19 protein-coding genes are annotated in these 20,598 nt (G+C 63.5%); 10 read left to right on the top strand and 9 right to left on the bottom strand.

The window, feature by feature from the left end:
- Window positions 1–18 precede the first annotated feature (18 nt).
- The 4 genes from FJ428_RS06185 to FJ428_RS06170 are packed head-to-tail and all read left to right on the top strand — an operon-like array spanning window position 19 to window position 4,105.
- Window positions 19–1,188 carry a Gfo/Idh/MocA family oxidoreductase gene (locus FJ428_RS06185; protein WP_140556250.1) on the top strand — a complete coding sequence of 390 codons (1,170 nt, stop codon included), beginning with the start codon at window positions 19–21 and terminating at the stop codon, window positions 1,186–1,188.
- Window positions 1,185–2,771: a sugar ABC transporter ATP-binding protein gene (locus FJ428_RS06180; protein ID WP_224519040.1), complete on the top strand. Its 1,587-nt coding sequence runs from the start codon at window positions 1,185–1,187 to the stop codon at window positions 2,769–2,771. The genes FJ428_RS06185 and FJ428_RS06180 overlap by 4 nt, the downstream gene beginning before the upstream one ends.
- Window positions 2,761–3,735 carry an ABC transporter permease gene (locus tag FJ428_RS06175; RefSeq protein WP_140879081.1) on the top strand — a complete coding sequence of 325 codons (975 nt, stop codon included), beginning with the start codon at window positions 2,761–2,763 and terminating at the stop codon, window positions 3,733–3,735. Before FJ428_RS06180 ends, FJ428_RS06175 begins: the two co-directional genes overlap by 11 nt.
- A 1-nt stretch (window position 3,736) precedes the next feature.
- The gene (locus tag FJ428_RS06170; RefSeq protein WP_140499304.1) at window positions 3,737–4,105 is read left to right on the top strand and encodes a putative quinol monooxygenase; all 369 of its coding nucleotides are present in this window, start codon (window positions 3,737–3,739) and stop codon (window positions 4,103–4,105) included.
- Window positions 4,106–4,164: 59 nt separating this feature from the next.
- Here FJ428_RS06170 and FJ428_RS06165 read toward each other — a convergent pair whose 3' ends face one another.
- From FJ428_RS06165 to FJ428_RS06155, 3 genes are read right to left on the bottom strand one after another with little or no spacing between them, the layout of a single operon-like run.
- Complete coding sequence (locus tag FJ428_RS06165; RefSeq protein WP_140499302.1) at window positions 4,165–4,980, bottom strand: alpha/beta hydrolase; 816 nt, start codon at window positions 4,978–4,980, stop codon at window positions 4,165–4,167.
- 11 nt (window positions 4,981–4,991) lie between these two features.
- The gene (locus tag FJ428_RS06160; protein ID WP_140879080.1) at window positions 4,992–6,479 is read right to left on the bottom strand and encodes an NAD-dependent succinate-semialdehyde dehydrogenase; all 1,488 of its coding nucleotides are present in this window, start codon (window positions 6,477–6,479) and stop codon (window positions 4,992–4,994) included.
- 14 nt (window positions 6,480–6,493) lie between these two features.
- Window positions 6,494–7,717: an iron-containing alcohol dehydrogenase gene (locus FJ428_RS06155; protein ID WP_140663512.1), complete on the bottom strand. Its 1,224-nt coding sequence runs from the start codon at window positions 7,715–7,717 to the stop codon at window positions 6,494–6,496.
- Between the two features lie 206 nt (window positions 7,718–7,923).
- Here FJ428_RS06155 and FJ428_RS06150 point away from each other — a divergent pair, with 206 nt between their 5' ends.
- The 5 genes from FJ428_RS06150 to FJ428_RS06130 all read left to right on the top strand — a co-directional run bounded on the left by FJ428_RS06150 (window position 7,924) and on the right by FJ428_RS06130 (window position 12,863).
- On the top strand, window positions 7,924–8,622 hold the full coding sequence (locus FJ428_RS06150; protein ID WP_140663514.1) for a GntR family transcriptional regulator: 699 nt from the start codon (window positions 7,924–7,926) through the stop codon (window positions 8,620–8,622).
- 6 nt (window positions 8,623–8,628) lie between these two features.
- Window positions 8,629–10,206, top strand: a complete 1,578-nt coding sequence (locus FJ428_RS06145; protein WP_140517367.1) for a sugar ABC transporter ATP-binding protein — start codon at window positions 8,629–8,631, stop codon at window positions 10,204–10,206.
- 17 nt (window positions 10,207–10,223) lie between these two features.
- The gene (locus FJ428_RS06140; RefSeq protein WP_140499447.1) at window positions 10,224–11,195 is read left to right on the top strand and encodes an ABC transporter permease; all 972 of its coding nucleotides are present in this window, start codon (window positions 10,224–10,226) and stop codon (window positions 11,193–11,195) included.
- 57 nt (window positions 11,196–11,252) lie between these two features.
- Window positions 11,253–12,203 carry a substrate-binding domain-containing protein gene (locus tag FJ428_RS06135; RefSeq protein ID WP_140499292.1) on the top strand — a complete coding sequence of 317 codons (951 nt, stop codon included), beginning with the start codon at window positions 11,253–11,255 and terminating at the stop codon, window positions 12,201–12,203.
- A gap of 66 nt (window positions 12,204–12,269) precedes the next feature.
- The gene (locus FJ428_RS06130; RefSeq protein ID WP_140499290.1) at window positions 12,270–12,863 is read left to right on the top strand and encodes a DJ-1/PfpI family protein; all 594 of its coding nucleotides are present in this window, start codon (window positions 12,270–12,272) and stop codon (window positions 12,861–12,863) included.
- A gap of 224 nt (window positions 12,864–13,087) precedes the next feature.
- On the opposite strand, the gene FJ428_RS06125 is transcribed toward FJ428_RS06130, so the two are convergent.
- Genes FJ428_RS06125 through FJ428_RS30220 form a run of 6 tightly spaced genes read right to left on the bottom strand, consistent with a single transcriptional unit; the run spans window position 13,088 to window position 19,435 of the window.
- Window positions 13,088–13,594, bottom strand: coding sequence for a sarcosine oxidase subunit gamma family protein (locus tag FJ428_RS06125; RefSeq protein ID WP_224519039.1), 507 nt, complete (start codon window positions 13,592–13,594; stop codon window positions 13,088–13,090).
- Window positions 13,587–16,535 (bottom strand): sarcosine oxidase subunit alpha family protein, encoded by a 2,949-nt coding sequence (locus FJ428_RS06120; protein ID WP_318012485.1) that lies wholly within the window; start codon window positions 16,533–16,535, stop codon window positions 13,587–13,589. Before FJ428_RS06120 ends, FJ428_RS06125 begins: the two co-directional genes overlap by 8 nt.
- Window positions 16,532–16,798 carry a sarcosine oxidase subunit delta gene (locus FJ428_RS06115; protein WP_140565575.1) on the bottom strand — a complete coding sequence of 89 codons (267 nt, stop codon included), beginning with the start codon at window positions 16,796–16,798 and terminating at the stop codon, window positions 16,532–16,534. The genes FJ428_RS06120 and FJ428_RS06115 overlap by 4 nt, the downstream gene beginning before the upstream one ends.
- 12 nt (window positions 16,799–16,810) lie before the next feature.
- Window positions 16,811–18,067: a sarcosine oxidase subunit beta family protein gene (locus FJ428_RS06110; protein WP_140879079.1), complete on the bottom strand. Its 1,257-nt coding sequence runs from the start codon at window positions 18,065–18,067 to the stop codon at window positions 16,811–16,813.
- A gap of 9 nt (window positions 18,068–18,076) precedes the next feature.
- Window positions 18,077–19,225: a Xaa-Pro peptidase family protein gene (locus tag FJ428_RS06105; protein ID WP_140499284.1), complete on the bottom strand. Its 1,149-nt coding sequence runs from the start codon at window positions 19,223–19,225 to the stop codon at window positions 18,077–18,079.
- 36 nt (window positions 19,226–19,261) lie between these two features.
- The gene (locus FJ428_RS30220) at window positions 19,262–19,435 is read right to left on the bottom strand and encodes a hypothetical protein (protein ID WP_181167224.1); all 174 of its coding nucleotides are present in this window, start codon (window positions 19,433–19,435) and stop codon (window positions 19,262–19,264) included.
- Between the two features lie 244 nt (window positions 19,436–19,679).
- On the opposite strand from FJ428_RS30220, the gene ehuB reads away from it, so the two are divergent.
- Complete coding sequence (gene ehuB, locus FJ428_RS06100) at window positions 19,680–20,549, top strand: ectoine/hydroxyectoine ABC transporter substrate-binding protein EhuB (protein WP_140499283.1); 870 nt, start codon at window positions 19,680–19,682, stop codon at window positions 20,547–20,549.
- Window positions 20,550–20,598 lie beyond the last annotated feature (49 nt).

Here is a 20,598-nt window from a genome sequence, read left to right as displayed (position 1 = left end):
ATTCGACAGGAGACCATCATGACCAAGACGCTCAACGTGGCGATGATCGGCGGCGGCTTTATGGGTAAAGCCCATGCGCTCGCTTATGCGACGATGCCGATGTTCTTCTGGCCCGCCCCCGCCATCCCCGTGCGCAAGGTGGTGGTCGACATCACCGAGGCACTGGCCGACGAAGGCCGCCGTCGCTACGGATTCGAGGAATCATCCGCTGACTGGCGTTCGGTGGTGACGCGATCCGACATCGACGTCATTGACATCGTCACCCCGAACGACAGCCATGCCGCGATCGCGATCGCGGCCGCTGAAGCCGGCAAGCACATCATCTGCGAAAAGCCGCTGGCGCGCGGCGGCGACGAGGCAAAGACCATGCTCGACGCGGTGAACAAAGCCGGCGTCATCCACATGGTTGCCTTCAACTATCGTCGCACGCCGGCAGTGGCGCTTGCCCGCCAGTACATAGAGGAAGGCCGCATCGGTAAGATTCTCAACTTCCGCGGCACCTATCTGCAGGACTGGTCGGCCGATCCGGATTCGCCTCTGTCCTGGCGCTTTCAGAGGAAGATCGCCGGGTCCGGCTCGATCGGCGACATCGGCACCCATGTCGTCGACCTTGCCCGTTATCTGGTCGGCGAGATCGCCGAGGTCAGCGCGTTGGTGCGCACCTACAACAAAACGCGACCGATCCAACGCGGCAATCTCGACAGGCTCGGCGCGGCAGAGAGGAATACCGATACCGAGCGGGCTGAGGTCGACGTCGACGACGAGGTGATGACGCTGCTGAAATTCGCCGACGGCGCGATCGGTTCGCTGGAGGCGACCCGCAACGCCTATGGCCGCAACAATTTCATCACTTTCGAGATCCACGGCACCAAAGGCTCCATTGCTTTCAACTACGAACGGCGCGACGAATTGCAGGTGATGTTTGCCGATGATCCTGCGGATGCACGCGGCTTCAGGTCCGTCTATTCCGGTCCGGCGCACCCCTATGGGTCGGGTCTGTGGCCAATCCCGGCGCTCGGCATCGGCTATTCCGAAACCAAGATCGTGGAGTGTTTCGATTTCTTCTCGGCTATTGTTTCGGGCAAGCAGCCCTTGCCCAATTTCGAGGATGGCTACAAGACCGAGCGGGTGGCCGACGCGCTGATCGAATCCGGCCAATCCGGCCAGTGGACCAAGGTCCGACCATGACAATCGCGGCGCCTGTTCATGCGGTGGAAATGAAAGGCGTCACCAAATCCTTCGGCGGCGTCAAGGCGCTGGTCGATGTCGACCTGCGGGTAGAGAAAGGCGAAATCCACGCATTGCTCGGTGGCAATGGTGCCGGTAAGTCGACCATCCTGAAAGTGTTGAACGGCGTTCATGTGCCGGACACCGGTACCATTCTAGTCGATGGCAAGCCACTCGCCGAAATCTCGCCCGAAGCTTCAAGGCGGGCGGGCATCGCCATGATCTTCCAGGAAATGAGCCTCATCCCCACGCTGACCGTGGCGCAGAATGTTTTCCTGACCCGCGAAGCCAAGGTCGCGTTCGGCCTGATCGACGATCGCACCGCCGAAAAGCGCGCCAAGGACCTGTTCGACATGCTGCAGGTCGAGGTCGATCCGAAAGCGACGGTCGGCAATCTCGGCGCCGGCCAACGGCAGTTGACGGAGATCGTCAAGGCGATCTCGCAGAATGCGAAAGTGCTGGTCCTGGATGAACCGTCGACGGCGCTGGCGGTATCCGATGTCGAGCGGCTGTTTGCCTTCCTGCGCAAACTGAGATCGGAAGGCGTCGCCATCATCTATGTCTCGCACCGCATGGACGAGATAGCCCGCATCGCCGACCGCGCCACGATCTTGCGCGATGGCCGCAACGTCATCACCGCGCCGATGTCGGAACTGCCGATCGAAACGATGATTGAGCATATTGTCGGCAAACGCTCGCGTGGTCTGTCCGACGTGGTACGCGGCGAATCGAATGTCGGGGCGCCGCTGCTTGAGCTCGACGGTGTTTCAGGGGTGGAGAAACCGAAGAACGTCAGCTTCGTCGTCCACAGCGGCGAAGTGGTCGGCCTAGCCGGGCTGCTGGGCTCCGGGCGGTCGGCGATCGCGCGCGTCATCGCCGGCATAGATCCGATCGTCGAAGGCGAGATCCGCATTGCCGGCGAGCCGGTGGCGATCGCCAGACCAAGTGACGCCATCGAGGCCGGTGTGGCGCTGGTGCCGGAGGATCGGCTACGGCAGGGCGTCATCGCGGAGCATTCGGTCGCCTCCAACATGACGCTCGCCGTGCTCGACCAGTTGAGCAGCAAGGCCTTTGTGTCGACGAAAAAGATGCGCGAGCTGACTGATCGCCAGATCGCCCAGCTGCGGATCAAGACTGCATCGCGCGACAGCCCGGTGCGCACACTTTCGGGCGGCAACCAGCAGAAGGTCGTCATCGGCAAATGGCTTTCGAGGAATCCGGAGATCCTGGTCCTCGACGAGCCGACCTCCGGCATCGATATCGGTTCGAAGTCGGAAATCATCCTGCTGGTTCGCCAGCTCGCCAACGCCGGCAAGGCAATCATCATGATCTCGTCGGAGCTGTCCGAGATGCTGTCGGCCTGCGACCGTATCATCGTCGTCTCCGAGGGGCGCGTCGTGAACGATGTCAGCCGCGCCGATCTCGACGATCCCTCGGCGCCAAAGAACGATCCGGTTGCGCGACTCCAGGCGGCCGAGCGCAAGCTGCAGATCGTCATCCAGAAAGCGCTGAGCAAGAGCCAGGGAGGAATACATGTCCACTAGTCAGGCTGCCGCGTCCCAGTCCTCGCTGGCAGCGAGGCTTGGGCTCACCAACTGGCGGCAGAACATCATCTACATCGGTTTCGTCGTCATCTTCATCATTTTCGCGATAACGTTGTTCGACAAGGGCTTCCTCAACCTCAACAACCTGCTCAACATCGTGCGGCAGACGGCGATGATCGCGGTGATGGCGATCGCCATGACCTATGTTCTGTCGGCAGGCGAGATCGACCTGTCCGTTGGTGCCGTCGCGGGTCTCGCCTCGGTGACGACGGCGATGGCGATCGACGCCGGCGGACCGATCACCGGTGTGATGGCGGGGCTCGCCACAGGCGTCGTCGTCGGCACCTTCAACGGCCTGTTGACGACGCGGGTCGGAATTCCATCCTTCCTTACCACGTTGGCTATGATGGGCATCGCTACCGGCACCGCAATGTGGATCAGCGATACGGCTGCGGTGCCGATCATCTCGAAGAGCTACTCCTGGATCTTCGGCGGCGGCAATGTCGGGCCGGTGCCGGTGCTGCTGATCTGGATGCTGGTGCTGGGAGCCGTCGGCCACGTCGTTTTGAGGCGAACGAGCTTTGGCCGCCGCGTGCTGGCCACCGGCGGCGGCGAGATCGCGGCGCGTTATTCCGGCATCGACACCAAGTCGGTCAAGTTCCGCGTGCTTACCATCTCGGCCATGGCGGCGGCGCTGGCCGGAATGCTTTACGCCGGCCGGCTGCAATCGGGGCGCTTCCAACTCGGCCAAGGCGACGAACTGTCGGTGATAGCCGCGGCGGTGCTTGGCGGCACCAGCCTGTTCGGCGGCTCCGGCACGGTGATCGGGACAATTGTCGGCGCGCTGATGATCGGCCTCATCAATAACGGCCTGATTCTGATGGGGTTGGAGTTCAGCCAGCAGCTAATCGCGCGCGGCGCCATCATCATCCTTGCCGTTGCACTCAGCCAGGGGAGGAAATGAGATGACGGTTCCCTATACGGTCATCGGCACCGTGGTTGCCAAACCCGAAACCCGCGATGAACTGCAAAGAATCCTGTCGGGCCTCGTCGAACCGACACGTGCCGAGGAGGGCTGCATCAACTACGACTTCCATGTCGACCCGGCTGACCCCTGCGTATTCATGTTTTACGAGAACTGGCGTTCGAAGGACGATCTCGACAGGCACCTCTCCATGCCACATCTGATGCCGCTGTTCGGGAAGCTCGACGACCTCGTTGCGCGGCCGGTGGATGTCCGTCAATTCGTCATGCTCAGCCAGCTGGCGCTGGCATCGCATGAGCGATCGTTTCCAACCCCGCGCGGTGAGAGCAGATCCGATGGAGACAGGTAAAGCGCTCGGGACGCGGGTGACAGCTGAAAGTGCCAGCTTTTGACGGAACGCCAATGGCCTCAGCCGGAAACCAGGTTTGTCAGCATGGTTGCCGCCTCGGTGCCGGCCAAGCCGAGGTCGAGAACGCTGCTCATGTGATTGGCTCCAGGAAGGGCGGTCTGCGAGACCTGTAGTCCCTGCTCCTTCAGATGCCGCGTAAACGCCTCGGCCTGGCTGTGGAATGGCGGCGTTTCATCGGTGCCGACAGCGATCTCGACCGACACCGACGGATCGAAACGGCGGGTGAGCGGCGAGAACCTGGCTGCGTCCTCGTCCGTTATCGCGATCTCGGCGGCAAGGAAAGAGGTCTGAAGGGGCTTCAGGTCGTAGAGACCGCCAAGCAGCAACGCGCCTTTGATTGTCGAAGTCCGGCCGTCGTCATTGAAAAGCATCGTCGCAAGTTGGGCGCCGGCTGAATGTCCGCTCACGGTCAGGCGCTCGGTATCGCCGCCGTGATCGCCGATATGGTCGAGCACCCAGCTTTTGGCGCGCCGCACCTGGTCGACGATCGTGGCCATCCTCACAGCCGGCATCAGCGCATAATCGACGATGACCGCGATTGCGCCGGCGCGCGTCACCGTCTCGGCGACATAGGAATAGTCGCGCTTGGAGAACATGCGCCAGTAGCCGCCATGGATGAACACATGGACCGGCAGGCGGTCGCGTTTGCCCTCCGGAAAGAACAGGTCGATGGTCTCGGTGGCATCCGCTCCATAGGCGATGTCGGCAACCATCGGTATTGTTGCGCGCACCTCCGTGCTGCGACGAACGATCTCGGCGACGATGTCGTCGAACTCGGCGACGTGGTCGCGGATGCGGAAAGGATCATTCTGCATGGGGTGCCCGTTCACATGGTCACGGCGATGTACTTCGCCTCCATGAACTCGGCAATGCCGTGCTTCTGTCCGCCTTCGCGGCCAAGGCCGCTCTGCTTGACGCCGCCGAAAGGTGCCGCCGGATCCGACATCAGGCCGCGATTGAGCGCGACCATGCCCGTTTCGATCTTCGATGCCACGTGCATGCCCCTGGCCAGATCACGCGTGTAGATGTAGGCGGCAAGGCCGTATTCCGTGTCGTTGGCGCGCGCGATGACTTCGTCCTCGTTCTCGAAGCGGCTGATCGGGGCCACCGGACCGAATATCTCCTCCTGCGCCATCTCGGCATTGGCGGGCACGTCCCGAAGGACGGTCGGCGGATAGAAATAGCCCTTGTCGTCGGCGACCGCGCCGCCGCACAGGATCCTGGCCCCACGGGCGACCGCGTCCTTGACCAGCCGATCGATCTTGTCGACGGCCTTCCTGGTAATCATCGGACCGCATTCGGTGTCCGGGTCGGTGCCTGAACCGAGCTTGAGCGCGGCCATGCGTTGGCGCAGACCTTCGGCAAAAGCGTCATGGATGCCGGCCTGCGCGTAGATGCGGTTGGCTGCCGTGCAGGCCTCGCCGGCGTTTCGCATCTTGGCGACCATCGCGCCGTCGAGGGCCGCGTCCAAATCGGCGTCATCGAAGACGATGAACGGGGCGTTGCCGCCGAGTTCCATCGAGCATGAGATGACGTGCTTGGCGGCTTCGGCCAGCAGAACACGACCCACGCCGGTCGAACCGGTGAAGGATAGCTTCCGGACGCGCGGGTCGGCGAGCATGGCGGAGGTCACTGGTCCGGGGTTCGAAGTGGTGAGCACATTGACGACGCCGGGAGGCACACCCGCCTCCTCGTACAGCGCGGCGAGCGCGTAGGCGGTCAGGGGCGTCTCGCTGGCGGGCTTCAGAATGACGGTGCAGCCGGCGGCCAGCGCCGGCGCGATCTTGCGTGTCGCCATGGCGGCGGGGAAATTCCAGGGCGTTATGAGCACGCAGATGCCGATCGGATGATAATCAACGACGATCCGGTTGGCGCCTGACGGCGCCAGGCCGAACTCGCCGCTGATGCGCACCGCTTCCTCGGCATTCCAGCGGAAGAATTCAGCCGCATAGGCGACCTCGCCGCGCGCGTCGCGCAGCGCCTTGCCGTTCTCCAGCGAGATCAGCGCCGCCAGCGTATCGGACCGTTCGACCATCAATTCGAAACAACGCCGCAGTATTTCCGAACGCTTGCGCGGCGCGGTTGCGCGCCAGCCTGCCGCCGCCTTCGCAGCCGCCTCGACGGCAGCGGCGGCATCGGCAATCGTGGCGTCCGGGACAGCCGCAATCACGGCCTCCGTGGAAGGATCGATCACCTCAATGAGACGACCGTCGGAAGACCGTCGCCAGTGTCCGTCGATATAGAGGCCGTGCGAGAATGTGGTGTAGTCGAACATGTCCGGATCTTCGTTGAATTGCCCTTGGGGTATATTCATCTCATCACCTCTGGTCAGACTGAGCTTGCGGCCATGTCGCCGTCATAGGCAGCCCTCACCAGCCGCCGCATCGCGGCGATGTCGAAAGGACGAGGGTTGTTCTTGATCAGCCGATCGATGCCGAGCGCCTGCTCGGCGGTCCAGTCGATCTTGTCGTGTGGAAGACCCAGATCGGCCAGCGTGCGGGTGATGCCGATCGCCGCGAACAGCCGGGCCACCTCATCGATGGTGGCGCGCGCGGTCGCCTCGGCGCTCTTTGTCTCCGTCACCCCCAGAGCGGCGCCGACCGCCGCTATTTCGTCGGTCGCGGCGGGCAGATTGTAGCTCATCACGTAGGGAAGCATCGTCGCCACGCCCAATCCGTGCGGCGTGTGGGTAAGCGCGCCGACGGGATATTGCACGGCGTGGGCAGCCGCCGTTCCGGCCGTGCCGAAAGCGCAGCCGGCCGCCAGCGCTCCCATCATGACATCGGCGCGTGCGTCTTCGTCCGAGCCGTCCCTGTACGCCTTTTCGAGACTGCGGCCCAGGAGCTGGATGGCCAGCAGCGCGAAATGATCGGTCAGGGCGCTCTTGCCGACGAAGACATGCCGCTGCGGCAAGTGCGGATCGGCGCCGCGTTTGGCGGACGTAAAGGCTTCGATCGCGTGGGTGAGCGCGTCGGCTCCGGCGATTGCCGTGAGGGAGGGCGGGCATGTCGCGGTGAGTTCCGGATCGCAGAGCGCGACCGCGGCAATGAGATGGGGACTGGAAATGCCGACCTTAAGCGTCCGCTCCGGATCGGAGATCACCGCCACCGGCGTCACTTCCGAACCGGTGCCGGCGGTGGTCGGGACCGCGATTACCGGAAGCGTGGGGCCGGGCACCTTGAACTCCCCGTAGTAGTCCTGAAGCGACCCGCCGTGACTGATCAGCAGCGCGGCGCTTTTGGCCATGTCCAGGCAACTGCCCCCACCGATCCCGATCACCATGTCCGGCTTGAAGTCCTTCGCATGGGCGGCACAGACGGCAACGCTGTCACGAGGAACATCCGGGAGGATGCGATCGTACACGAGCGTTTCGATCGAGCCTGCTCTCAGTGCCGCGCTGATCTGCGCGAACATTGGCGTCCCGGCGAAACGCTCATCCGTGCAGATGAATGCGCGCCGGCCATATTTGGCGGCAATATCAGGCAGCGCGTGGCGCTGGCCTTTGCCGAAAAGAATCTCATGCGGCAACCGGGCTGCTGCAAATAGCGTCATGAACTGTGTCCTTCGAATATGGATTGGCGAGCGGGGGATCGGAGATCATCGCTTGCCCAGCGTGCGTGGCGTGGTTCGGGCAAGGCACGGGCCGGAGCCGTCGAGTTTTCCTGCCTCATTAAATATCCTCTATAAAATCGTATAGGATATAGGATTGAATTGCGCGGAGCATCGTGTTAGAGGTCGCTCCTGTCAAGAGGCAAAACATGCAGAATCCAGACCTTACCGTCGACAATGACGCTCGGTTGGCGGGCCGCATCCAGCGCGCCAACAGCCTGTCGGGCGACGTCTACGAGGCGATCTTCCAGCAGCTGATGTCGCTGAAGATAGCTCCGGGATCGCGGATCACCGTCGATAACCTCGTCAAGGAGTTCAACGTCTCGCATACGCCCATCCGCGAAGCTCTTGGGCGGCTGGAAGGCGAGGGCCTGGTGGTGAAAACCCATCTTATCGGGTACCGGGCCGCGCCCCAGATCACACGGCGCCGTTTCGACGAACTCTATGAACTGCGCCTGCTGCTCGAACCCGCAGCCGCCGCCAAGACAGCCGCTGCGCTCGATGAAGCCCGGCTGATGATTTTGCAGGAGGCGGCTGGCGTGATGGCCAGGCGGGTGGGCAAGGACGAACGCCTGCGTTATTCGAACTTCGCCCGCCAGGATGCTATCTTCCACGACAAGGTCATGGAGTTCGCGCAGAACGAGCTCATCCGCGAAACGCTGAACCACCAGCACACCCACTTCCACATTTTCCGCCTGATGTATCACTCGCGGGTCACCGAGGAGGCGCTCGACGAGCACGAAGCCATCCTCGCCGCTTTCGCGGCCAGCGATCCGGTTGCCGCCGAAAAGGCGATGCGCGTGCACATAGAGAATTCGCGGGACAGGCTCCTGCCTGCATTCGAGTAGGCCGCGATGTCAGTTGCCACTCGCATCGACGGAAGCGTCACCGCTTTGCCGCCGGAGCCCACACCGGCTGTGGCTCCGGTGCTGCGCGCGGAAGGGCTTTGCAAACAATACGGCCCGGTGACCGTGTTGTCGGACATCACGCTGGATATTTTCCCTGGCGAGATCCATGCCGTCATCGGCGAGAATGGCGCCGGCAAGTCGACGTTCATGCGCTTGCTTTCCGGTTACATCGAGCCAACCGCCGGCAGCCTGTCCATGGCCGGTGACCGCGTGAGTTTCAGGACACCTCACCAGGCGCAGGCGGCAGGCATCGCGCTGGTGCATCAGGAAATCCTCCTGGCCGAAGCGCTCACGGTGACTGACAATCTCTTTCTCGGCCGCGAGCTCTCCAGGCGCGGAATCGTCGATGATGGCGCCATGCGCCGCATAGCGGCCGCGAAACTGGCCGAGATCGGTTGCGAGGTGTCGCCGACCGCGCTGGTCCGAGACATTTCGCTGGCGGATCGCCAGCTCGTGCAAATCGCCCGCGCGTTGCTCGACGACCACAGGGTCGTCATCTTCGATGAGCCGACAGCGGTGCTGACCGGTGGGGAGGTCGAGCGTTTGCTCGCCATCATCTTCGGGCTCAGGGCGCGGGGCATCGCCGTTCTCTACATCAGCCACCGCCTCGACGAGGTGCAGCGGCTGGCGGACAAGGTCACGGTCCTGCGCGACGGCAAGATGATCGGCACCTATCCCGGCCATGCGTTGAGCCAGGCCGACATGGCGCAGCTTATGGTCGGGCGCGAACTCGCCGCGCTTTATCCTCACAAGCGCGAGGTCCAGACGAGCCGGCCCATGCTGACCGTCAGAAACGCGACTGTTCCGGGTTATGCACGGGACGTGTCCTTTACCGTTCACAAAGGCGAGATTCTTGGCTTCGCCGGAATGATCGGGGCGGGGCGAACCGAGTTGTTCGAAGGCATTGTGGGGCTTAGGCCGGCGACGGCTACGATCGAGCTCAACGGGTCGCCGATACAGATACGTTCGCAGCGCGAGGCCATAGAGGCGGGCATCGGCTATCTGACGGAAGATCGCAAGGGCAAGGGCCTGCTTTTGCAGGAGCGGCTGGCGCCGAACCTGACTCTCTCGTCGCTTGACCTTCTGCATCCGGGACTGCTGGTTCTGCGCGGTCGCGAATCCGAGGCGCTCGCCCGGGCCGTCTCCAGCTACGACATCCGGGTGAAGAGCCACAACGCCAGGGCAGGGCAGCTTTCGGGCGGAAACCAGCAGAAACTTCTGCTGGCCAAGGTGCTCCTGACCAATCCTTCGGTCGTGATCATCGATGAGCCGACGCGCGGGATCGACATCGCCAACAAGGCGCAGATCTACGCCTTCATCCAGGAACTCGTGGGCCAAGGCAAAGCCTGCATCGTCATCTCGTCGGAGATGCAGGAACTGGTCGGCATCTGCGACCGCGTCCTGGTCATGCGCGAAGGCAGGATCAGCGGCGAGGTCTCGGGCGAAACGATGATCGAAAGCAACATCGCGCTGCTGGCGACCAGTGACAAAGGCCATGGCACGGCCCAAGGAGGAAGACAGTGACGGCGCTTACCCATTCCATGTCTGCCCGAAGCGACAGGCAGCACCATTTCTCGTGGACGGATGCCGGCCCTTTCCTCGCATTGTTCGCACTGCTGGTGGCGGGATTCCTCATCAATCCGGATTTTCTTTCCGCGACAAACCTAGGCAACGTGATCACGCGCAGCGCTTATGTCGCCATCATAGCCGTCGGCGCCACATTCGTGATCTCATCAGGCGGGCTCGACCTTTCGGTCGGCTCGATGGTCGCCTTCATCGCCGGCGTCACGATCATGTTCATGAACATGATGGCCCCCAGCCTCGGCCTTTGGGCCATCCCGGCAGGCATGGTGATAGCAGTCGTCGCGGGGCTTCTATGCGGCCTCGCGAACGGTCTCATCGTCACGGTCGGAAGGATCGAGCCGTTCATCGCCACGCTCGGCACAATGGGTATCTTCCGCGCACTGATCACCTACATGACCGACGGCGGCACGATCCCGATCGATCGCTCGCTGCGGGACGCGTACCGGCCGGTCTATTTCGGCGCCGTCGCGGGCATTCCGGTGCCGATCCTTCTGTCGGCGCTCGTTGCGGTGGTCGGCGCATTTGTCCTCTACAAGACCAAATATGGCCGCAAATGCGCGGCGGTGGGCGCGAACGAGGACGTCGCCCGCTATTCGGGCATCTCGGTCGTCAAGACGCGCACCATTGCCTATGTCATCCAGGGTGCATGCGTGGCGGTCGCCGCCATCTGTTACGTGCCTCGTCTGGGAGCCGCCACCCCGACCACCGGACAGCTTTGGGAGCTGCAGGTGATAACGGCCGTTGTCATTGGCGGAACGGCGCTGCGGGGCGGCAAGGGCCGCATCTGGGGCACCATCGCCGGTGCGGTGATCCTGGAGCTGATCGCCAACCTGATGGTGTTGTCGGATTTCGTTTCCGAATACCTCGTCGCCGCGGTGCAGGGCGTCATCATCATCATCGCCATGCTCGTGCAAAGATTTTCGAAATAGCTCGTCTTCGGACCGGACGGGCGCCTGTTGTGTGGTCCATATCTCTGGGAGGTATTTATGTTTAGCAGGAAATGGGTTGCCGTTGCGGCAGTCGGCGCACTGATGGTGGCCGGCCAGGCGCTTGCAGCCGACAAGAAGGTGGTCGCGGTGTCGATCCCGGCGGCGGATCATGGCTGGACGGCCGGCATCGTCTATCACGCGCAGGCCGCCGCAAAGGAAATCAACGCGGCCTTCCCGGATGTCGAAGTCGTCGTGAAGACGTCGCCCTCGGCGGCCGACCAGGTAAGCGCGCTGGAGGATCTGTCGGCCAGCCGCAAGCTGGATGCGCTGGTGATACTGCCCTACACCTCCGAGGAACTGACCCAGCCGGTGAAAGCCATCAAGGAGATGGGTACGTTCATCACCGTCGTCGACAGGGGATTGACCGACCCTTCCATCCAGGACCTGTATCTTGCCGGCGACAACATCGCGGTTGGCACCAACACGGCGAAGTTCATGATCGACAAACTGGGCGGCAAAGGTGACGTCGTCGTGCTGCGCGGCATTCCCACCGTCATCGACGACGAGCGCATCAAGGGCTTCGAGGATACCATCAAGGGCACCGGCCTGAAGGTGCTCGACATGCAGTATGCCCACTGGAACAGCGACGAGGCCTTCAAGCTCATGCAGGATTACCTGGCCAAGCACCCGCACATCGATGCGGTCTGGGCCAATGACGACGACATGCTTCTCGGTGTGCTCGAGGCCGTCAAGCAGTCCGGCCGAACCGATATCAAGCTAGCGCTCGGCGGCAACGGCATGAAGGACATCGTGAAGAAGGTGATAGACGGGGATGCGATGACACCGGTCGAGACGCCGTATCCGCCGGCGATGATCAAGACCGCTATCTACATGACCGTGGCCAACTTGATCGGCCAGGCTCCGGTTCGCGGTGCCGTCAAACTCGACGCCCCGCTCATAACCCAGGCCAACGCCAAGGAATATTACTTCCCCGACTCCCCATTCTGAGGCCCGCATCCGAATGAGGCAAGGCGCGTGATGCGCCTTGCATGCCAACAACAGAGAGGAAGAGCTATGCCAGGCAAGAAGATATTGATGCTGACCGGTGAGTTCACCGAGGAATACGAGATTTTCGTTTACCAGCAAGCGATGGAAGCCGTTGGTCACACGGTCCATGTCGTCTGCCCCGACAAGAATGCGGGCGACCTGATCAAGACCTCGCTGCACGATTTCGAAGGGGACCAGACCTACACCGAAAAGCTCGGGCACTACGCGCTGATCAACAAGACGTTCTCGGATGCGGAAAAGCAGCTCGACCAGTACCACGCGGTCTACTGCGCGGGCGGACGCGGACCGGAATACATCCGCACCGACAAGCGGGTGCAGACGATCGTTCGACACTTTCACGAGACCAAGAAGCCGATCTTCACGATCTGCCATGGCGTGCAGATCCTGATTGCGGTCGACGGCGTCGTGCGCGGCAAGAAGGTCGGGGCGCTGGGCGCCTGCGAGCCGGAAGTCACTCTCGCGGGCGGTACCTATATCGACCTCTCGCCGACGGAAGCCTATGTCGATGGTACGATGGTGTCGGCCAAGGGATGGACGGCGCTGGCCGCCTTCATCCGTGAGTGCCTGAAAGTGCTCGGCACGGAAATCCGCCACAACTGAGCCGCTAACCAAGGCGGAGGCCGGCGCGCTGCCGTGGCGTGTCGGCCTCCACCAGTGATGCCGAGACCTTCGCCGATGCGGACGACTGTATCGAGCGTCGTGCAAAAGGTATGCGCGCGGTGAGTCCTGCCGGTTTAGCGGCCGACAGGATCGCCGGACAGGTCCAGCTTTTTCCTTACGCAATCGCGAGCGGAAAAACGTTACGCACTTTTCCTGGGGTTGCTTTAACGCGCGGCGGCAATCCAGTCGGCAAGGCTGCGGGCGAAGCTTCGCGGCACGATCAGGTCGCAGCTGCTCTCGCCCGTTCGCAGATAGAGCGCCGGCACGTGATGGACGGACGTCTGTACGGCACGGCCGGGAGCCGAAGCGGCGGACGACCAGTCGACCGGCATGCAGGCAGAGAGAATGTCCTGAAGACGCGCACCCTCCATCCTGAATCGCACCCGGCCTTCGCCGAGCAGAACCGAGCAGCCCAATTCAGGATCGATCGCAATGGCCGGCGGTTCCGCACCTGTCTCGACGATCAGCCAAAGACGGCGGGGCGCGATCCTGACGATGAGGGCGCCAGCATGCCGAACCGTCTCGCCGACGTCGGCAGGAAGCGTCGCGCCCAAGGCCTGCGAGACGCTCGTTTCGAATCTTGTCAGCGTTTCTTCCCAGCCCTCGATCTGAACGATCGGGCAATCGGAGGCCCACAGGTTGAAGTCCTTCGACAGCACAGGTTCAACCATGCATGCGCTCTCCCTTGGGATCGAGGAAGACGGAGGGCACGACGCGGGCGCGAACCGTCTCTGTCCGCATCGGGTAGACCGCGGTGATCTCGTCTCCTTCGGCCGGGGCATTGCCGGCGAACAGCGCCAGTCCGACATAGTGGCCGAGTTCCGGGCTGAAGGTGACCGACGTGATCCGGCCGCGCCCGTGGCCGGTGACGGCATCGCCAGGCAGGAACAATATGGCGCCTCCGCGCAGCCGCTTGCCGTCCTCGATGCATTCCAGCCCGATGAGGCGCTGGCGGTCGGGCGCCTGAAACGCCGGGCGGCGTCGGAGGACGTCGCCGACGAATCCGCTGCGTTTGCCAACCATGCGGCCGAGGCCGAGATCGTCGAGCGTGGTGCGGCCATCGATCTCGGGCCCGGCGACATGGCCCTTTTCGACGCGCAGCGCACCAAGCGCCTCGACGCCATAGGGCTTGAGGCCGAACGGCGCGCCTGCTTCGATGAGACGGCTCCAGGCCTGTTTGCCGGCGCTGGCGCCGACATAGATCTCGTAGGCGCGCTCGCCGGAATAGCTGAGGCGAATAACGCGCAGGGCCCGTCCGTCGAACCCGGCTTCGATGACGCCCATATGCGGCAGCGTCTCGTTGGAGACATCGAGCGCGGGAAAGGCGGCGGCAAGGACATCGCGGCTTCGTGGCCCGGCGATCGACATCGCCGCCCACTCGTCGCTTACCGATGAGACCGCGACACGCAAATCCGGCCAGGCGGTGTCGAGCAGAAATTCCAGCCGCGACAAGACGTCGGCGGCCTTGGCGGTAGAGGTGGTCATGAAGAAGCGATTTTGCGACAAGCGCGTGGTGGTGCCGTCGTCGAAGACGATGCCGTCGTCGCGCAGCATGACGCCGTAGCGCGCGCGGCCAACGGGAAGCTTGGCGAAACCATTGGCGTAGACGCGGTCGAGGAAGATGGCCGCGTCCGGTCCCTGCACGTCGATCTTGCCGAGGGTGGAAATGTCCATCAGCCCGGCGCCGCCGCGTACGGCCCGCATCTCCGCGACATAGGCTTCATTCACGTCGCGTCCGGCATCGCGATAGAAATACGGACGCATCCAGAGGCCGACCTCGAGCATCTCGGCACCGTTTGCCAGGTGCCAGTCGTGCATCGGCGTGCGGCGGACCGGCTTGAAATGATGACCGACGGCACGGCCGGCCAGCGCGCCGATCGCGAGCGCCGCGTAGGGCGGGCGGAAGGTCGTGGTTCCGGTTTGCGGGATCGTTGCCCGGCGCAGCGCCGCCATGGCGGAAAGTGCTGCGAAATTGCTGGTTTTGCCCTGGTCGGTCCCCATGCCGAGCGTGGTGTAGCGCTTCAGGTGTTCGACCGATTCATAGCCCTCGCGATGGGCGAGCTCGATGTCCTTGGTGGTCACATCCATCTGTAGATCGACGAAGGCCTTGCTGCGCCCCGCGGAAGAGATCGCACGAAAGGGAGCGGCCGGGGCCCCTTCGAGATCGAGTTCATCCGGCGCCGGCATGGCCGCCGGTTTTCCACAGAAGCATGCCGCTTCGACGCCGGCGCGGTGGCCGTCCTCGATCGCGTCGGCGGTCGAGAAGCGCCCCATCATCGCGCCGGCGCCGAACTGGCCTGCCGGAAAGCCGCCCGGAACGAAGCCGTCGATGTCGTCGCGATAGACGGGCCTGACGCCAAGATGCGAGGTGAGATGCACCGTCGGCGACCAGCCGCCGGAGACGCAGACGAAATCGCAGGCGATTTCCGATTTGGCGCTCGGGCCGGCAAGCCGTACGGCCTTCACCGCATGGCTGCCGCGCAGATCGGCGATCCGGGTTCCGGAGCGGATCTCTACGTTCAGGCGTCCGGCTTCCGCCGCCAGACCGGCGGGCGGAGCGCCGCGCTGATCCGCGACCGTCACCTGCGCGCCGGCGGCGGCGAGGTCGAAAGCAGCGCGATAGGCGCCGTCGTTCATCGTGGCCACGAGGATATTCTTCCCCGGCAGCACGGCGAAGCGGTTGAGATAGGTCCGGGCGGCGGACGCCAGCATGATGCCTGGCCGGTCGTTGTTGGAGAACACCAGCGGCCGTTCGATAGCACCGGCGGCAAAGATGATCGAGCCGGCGCGAAGCACGATGAAAACCTGCCGAGCAGCGCCTTGCGCGACCTGGCCGTCATGCCTCTCGATCAGCCCCAGCGTGTTGCCATCATAGGTACCGAACGCCATTGTCTTGCGCATCAGGGTGACGTTGGGCTGGCCTGCAAGCTCCGCCTCGATCTTTGTCAGCCAGGCTGCCGCCTTGCCATCGGTGCGCTCGGCAAGAAGTTGGCCACCGAGCAGAAAGTCCTGTTCGACGAGGACGACCCTGGCGCCGCTGGCTGCCGCGGCGCGCGCCGCCGACAGGCCGGCAGGGCCGCCGCCGACGACTGCAACATCGGCAAATGCATGCCGGGTCTCGTAACGGTCGGGATCGGGTTCGGTGCCGGCCCGGCCCAATCCCGCGGCTTTACGGATGAAATGCTCGTAGAACATCCAGGCGCGGCGGGTCGGACCCATGAAGGTCTTGTAGTAGAAGCCGGCGGAAAGAAGGGGCGCAAACAGGCCGTTGACGCTCTGCACGTCGAAGGCAAGGGACGGCCAGCGATTCTGGCTTTCGGCAGTCATACCTTCAGCCAGTTCCAGTGTCGTGGCCGGAAGGTTCGGTTCGCGCCGTCCACCGCTTCCGAGCGTAACCAGCGCGTTGGGTTCTTCCGGGCCGGCCGAGAAGATGCCGCGCGGCCGATGGTATTTGAAGCTGCGGCCTGTCAGCATGAGCCGATTGGCAAGCAGCGCGGAAGCAAGCGTATCGCCTCGATAGCCGCCCAGCTCGCGGCCGTCGAATGTGAAGCGGAGCGGCTGCGTGCGGTCGATGCGGCCGCCGGCGGCCAGACGATTTCCAATCATTTTCATGCTGGCATTTTCCTGGCGAAGCCGACCGATGCGATAGCGTGGTTCCTCGTGTCGCGCTCGATGACCAGCCATTGCCGGCAGCCGGTCACGTGCTGCCAGAATTCACGGTGCGGTCCCGCCGGGTTCTTGCGCACGTAGACATAGCGATACCACGCCTCCGGATCGGGATCGTCATGCGCCGGACGCACCGCGGAAGCGTCGCCGCCATAGCGGAACTCGTCATGGTCGCGCGGGCCGCAGCATGGGCAATCGATGCGAAGCATTTCTCTCGTTCTCTATTGCAGCCAGGCCGAGGGGCCTGCGCCGGCCTCGTCGAGCGTGTGGCCGGTCCGGAAACGGTCGAGCGTGTAGGCGGCGGTCAGCGGATGCGGCTTGCCGGTGGCCAGCATATGGGCAAAGCACCAGCCGGAGGCCGGCGTCGCCTTGAAGCCGCCATAGCACCAGCCGCCATTGAGATAGAGCCCTTCTATCGGGGTCGGGCAGATGATCGGACTGGCGTCCGGCGTCATGTCCATGACGCCGCCCCAATGGCGCAGCAGCCTGACACGCGAGATGCAGGGCATCAGGGCTATCGCCGCCTCCGCCACTTCGCGCACGACGCCGAGATTGCCGCGCTGGGCGTAGGAATTGTAGCCGTCGAGATTGCCGCCGAAGACCAGCCCGCCCTTGTCGGACTGGCTGACATAGAAATGGTCTGCGCCATAAGCGACGACGTGATCTACCAGCGGCTTGAGCGGCTCGGTGACGAAAGCCTGGAGCACGTGGCTTTCGATCGGCAGTTCCAGGCCGGCCTTGGCGGCAAGGAGCGAAGTATGGCCTGCGACGGCGAGGCCGACCTTGCCGGCGTCGATGCGGCCCTTGCTGGTCTCGACGCCGACGATCCTTTCGCCGTTGCGGACAAAGCCGGTCACCTCGCAATTCTGGATGATGTCGACCCCGTGGCCGTCGGCAGCGCGCGCATAGCCCCAGGCGACGGCATCATGGCGGGCGGTGCCTGCGCGGCCTTGCAAGATCGCACCATGGATCGGAAATCGCGCGGTTTCGGAGAAATCGAGATAGGGTACCAGCCGGCGCACAGCGTCGCGGTCGAGTATGTCGGCGTCGATGCCGTTCAGACGCATGATGTTGGTGCGATGGCTGAATGTGTCGAGTTGATCGGCCGAATGGGCAGTGACGATCTGGCCGCGCTGCGAAAACATCACGTTGAAGTTCAGCGCCCGCGACAAGCCTTCCCACAGCTTGACCGAGAATTCGTAGAACTGGGTGTTGCCGTCAAGCAGGTAGTTGGAGCGGATGACGGTGGTGTTGCGGCCGACATTGCCGCCGCCGACATAGCCCTTTTCCAGAACGGCGACATTGCGGATGCCGTGGTTCTCGGCGAGGTAGAAAGCCGTCGCAAGGCCATGCCCGCCGCCACCGACGACGATCACGTCATAGGCGGGCTTCGGCTCGGCCGCGCGCCAGGCGCGCCGCCAGTTCTTCTGGCCGGAAAGGGCATTGCGGAAAATCGAAAACGCCGAATAGCGCGCCATGTTCATGGTCTAGCGGACGATCGGGCCGGCCGGGGTGCGGGTCAGCACTTCGGCCCCCGCATCGGTCAGCAGCACGGTGTTGGAGATGAAATGGTCGCCGCGGCCGGTGCCCATCAGCCAGGACAGGATGTGGAAGCTCATCCCGGTCTCGATTTCGAGATCGGAATCGTGCCTGAGGCCCGTCACCGAATTGCCGCCGGTCCATGAGGGCGGCTGGCCGATGCCGACGAGATAGCCGCAATGATGGCGGCGATAATGCGACAGGCCGGCCTCGTCGGCGACGCCTTGCCAGGCGGCGTAGACATCGCGCGCCCTGGCGCCTGGCTCGAGCGCCCTGACGACGGCCTCGAATGCCTTGGCCGTGACCTCGGCCATGGCGGCATCTTCGTCCTTGATGTTGCCGATGCGGATCAGCCGGCCAAGCGGCGCGTGATAGCGCGAGACACAGCCCGACAGTTCGACGAAGACCGGCTCGCCGCTGCGATAGATGCCGTCGCCCCAGGTCGTGTGCTCCTCGCCGAGCCGGGCGGCGGGCCGGATGAACGGGCCGAAGCCCGGCGCGTGGCCGCCGGCGCGCACCATCGCCGCCACGCATTGGGCGGCAACCTCCTGCTCGGCGGCGCCGTCGGAGATGGCAGCGATCGCGGCACCTGCCGCAGCATCCGTGACCTTGGCGGCGCGGCGCATCAGCACCTGTTCCTCGGCGCTCTTCACCAACCGCATCTTGTCGACCAGTCCCGAGACGTCGCTCCACTTGGCGTCGGCCTGCGCCTCAAGCTTCAGGGCGAGGCCGTGGCTGAGGCCGGAGGTCCAGTTTTCGATGCCGATCCGTTTGCCGGCCAGGCCGAGTTCGGAAATGACGCGCGCGGCGAGGTCGGCCGCCGTCTCGCTGTCAGAGTGACCGCGGAATTCTGCTGCCTTCACCTGATTCTCGATCGTCACCTTCTCCATCGACCGGGTGACCAGGATAGGGCGCCGGTCGAGCGTGACGATCAGGAGGTGCGGCGCGAAATAACCCCAATGGTCGAGGCCGGTGAGGTAGAAAACAGTCTCCGGCGAGGCGAAGACGGCGGCGTCGAGCTTGCGCTCTGCCAATGCCGTGCGAACTTTCGACAAGCGGCCGGCGATCTCGGCTTCGGAAAAGGGATTGCGGTCCATTGAGGTGTCCTTGAGTTGCCGGTCCTGGGCTGATGGTCAGTCGATGAAGATGGGATCGCGGGTCACGTCGCAGAGCCGCTCGCCGCCGCCTTCGCTGGCGCTGGGATCCTGGCAGATGATGAGATCGAAGCCGGCCTTTGCCATGCGTTGCTTCACGTCGGCCAGGCGCCGCGCGTATTCCGCCTTGGTGGGCCCGCCCGACGCGTCCAAAGCCGTTTTCCTTCCTGCCCTCATCCAAAGGCGGTTCGTATCCGCATCGAGAAAGCACACCTTAATTGTGCACAACTTGCGCATCACAAAGCCGCACAATCAACCCCAATGGCGATTTTTCCAGATTCGTACAGTGCGTCTTGCGATATGTCCAGATGAGTTGTATACGTCTTAGTGCGCTTGACGCGATGGTGGAGAAACATCGTTCGAGCCCGATAATTATCGAAGAAGAAAAGGGGAAAGCATGTTCACGTCACAGATATCCCGCCGCGCGCTCGTGAAGGCCGCCGCCTGTCTTGCGCTCGCCGCGACCGCATTCACGTCACTGCCGGCCCATGCCGAAACGACGCTCGAACGCGCCAAGAAGGACGGCTATATCCGCGTCGGCTTCGCCAATGAGGCGCCGTTCGGTTTCGCCACGCCTGACGGCAAATTGACCGGCGAAGCGCCGGAAGTCGCCAAGGCGGTGCTCGCCAAGATGGGCATTGCGCAGGTCGACGGCGTGCTGACCGAATTCGGCTCGCTCATTCCGGGTCTCAAGGCCGGCCGCTTCGACATCATCGCCGCCGGCATGTTCATCAATCCCAAGCGCTGCGCCGAGATCAATTTTTCCGAACCGTCCTATGGCATCGGCCAGGCCATGCTGGTCGCGAAGGGCAATCCGAAAGGCGTGAAGGACTATTCGAGCATCAAGGACAATCCCGATCTCAAGCTCGCCGTGATGGCGGGCGCCGTCGAGGGGGGATATGCGAAGGACGCCGGCGTTGCCCAAGGACAAGTCGTTTCCTTGCCCGACCAATCCAGCCTGGTCGCGGCGGTCCAGTCTGGCCGTGCCGATGCTGCCGCGCTAACCGCGCTCTCGATCGCCGACATGGCCAAGAAGGCCGATGGCGTCGAATCGACCAAGCCCTTCGGTGAAGTTGCCGGCAAGTCGGTGAAGGGCCATGGCGGCTTCGGCTTCCGCAAGGAGGACACCGATCTGCAGGAAGCGTTCAACGCCGAACTGAAGAAGTTCCTCGGTACGCCGGAGCATATCGCGCTGGTCGAGCCGCTCGGCTTCGGCAAGGACTATCTGCCGAACAAGACGACTGCAGAGCTCTGCAAGGGCGAATAAATTCCCAACTGCTGGGCGGCGTGAAAACGCCGCCCTCTTTTTTCCTCGG

Origin of the sequence: Mesorhizobium sp. B2-8-1, from assembly GCF_006440955.1 — a bacterium.
In the GTDB taxonomy this organism is placed as follows: Bacteria; Pseudomonadota; Alphaproteobacteria; order Rhizobiales; family Rhizobiaceae; genus Mesorhizobium.
This window is presented reverse-complemented; position numbering and strand designations above follow the sequence as displayed.

What these genes read in the sequence shown, in the direction of transcription:
- FJ428_RS06185 (WP_140556250.1), top strand. Translation starts at nt 19, where the DNA reads ATGACCAAGACGCTCAACGTGGCGATGATCGGCGGCGGCTTTATGGGT.
- FJ428_RS06180 (WP_224519040.1), top strand. Translation starts at nt 1,185, where the DNA reads ATGACAATCGCGGCGCCTGTTCATGCGGTGGAAATGAAAGGCGTCACC.
- FJ428_RS06175 (WP_140879081.1), top strand. Translation starts at nt 2,761, where the DNA reads ATGTCCACTAGTCAGGCTGCCGCGTCCCAGTCCTCGCTGGCAGCGAGG.
- FJ428_RS06170 (WP_140499304.1), top strand. Translation starts at nt 3,737, where the DNA reads ATGACGGTTCCCTATACGGTCATCGGCACCGTGGTTGCCAAACCCGAA.
- FJ428_RS06165 (WP_140499302.1), bottom strand. Translation starts at nt 4,980, where the DNA reads ATGCAGAATGATCCTTTCCGCATCCGCGACCACGTCGCCGAGTTCGAC.
- FJ428_RS06160 (WP_140879080.1), bottom strand. Translation starts at nt 6,479, where the DNA reads ATGAATATACCCCAAGGGCAATTCAACGAAGATCCGGACATGTTCGAC.
- FJ428_RS06155 (WP_140663512.1), bottom strand. Translation starts at nt 7,717, where the DNA reads ATGACGCTATTTGCAGCAGCCCGGTTGCCGCATGAGATTCTTTTCGGC.
- FJ428_RS06150 (WP_140663514.1), top strand. Translation starts at nt 7,924, where the DNA reads ATGCAGAATCCAGACCTTACCGTCGACAATGACGCTCGGTTGGCGGGC.
- FJ428_RS06145 (WP_140517367.1), top strand. Translation starts at nt 8,629, where the DNA reads ATGTCAGTTGCCACTCGCATCGACGGAAGCGTCACCGCTTTGCCGCCG.
- FJ428_RS06140 (WP_140499447.1), top strand. Translation starts at nt 10,224, where the DNA reads ATGTCTGCCCGAAGCGACAGGCAGCACCATTTCTCGTGGACGGATGCC.
- FJ428_RS06135 (WP_140499292.1), top strand. Translation starts at nt 11,253, where the DNA reads ATGTTTAGCAGGAAATGGGTTGCCGTTGCGGCAGTCGGCGCACTGATG.
- FJ428_RS06130 (WP_140499290.1), top strand. Translation starts at nt 12,270, where the DNA reads ATGCCAGGCAAGAAGATATTGATGCTGACCGGTGAGTTCACCGAGGAA.
- FJ428_RS06125 (WP_224519039.1), bottom strand. Translation starts at nt 13,594, where the DNA reads ATGGTTGAACCTGTGCTGTCGAAGGACTTCAACCTGTGGGCCTCCGAT.
- FJ428_RS06120 (WP_318012485.1), bottom strand. Translation starts at nt 16,535, where the DNA reads ATGAAAATGATTGGAAATCGTCTGGCCGCCGGCGGCCGCATCGACCGC.
- FJ428_RS06115 (WP_140565575.1), bottom strand. Translation starts at nt 16,798, where the DNA reads ATGCTTCGCATCGATTGCCCATGCTGCGGCCCGCGCGACCATGACGAG.
- FJ428_RS06110 (WP_140879079.1), bottom strand. Translation starts at nt 18,067, where the DNA reads ATGGCGCGCTATTCGGCGTTTTCGATTTTCCGCAATGCCCTTTCCGGC.
- FJ428_RS06105 (WP_140499284.1), bottom strand. Translation starts at nt 19,225, where the DNA reads ATGGACCGCAATCCCTTTTCCGAAGCCGAGATCGCCGGCCGCTTGTCG.
- ehuB (WP_140499283.1), top strand. Translation starts at nt 19,680, where the DNA reads ATGTTCACGTCACAGATATCCCGCCGCGCGCTCGTGAAGGCCGCCGCC.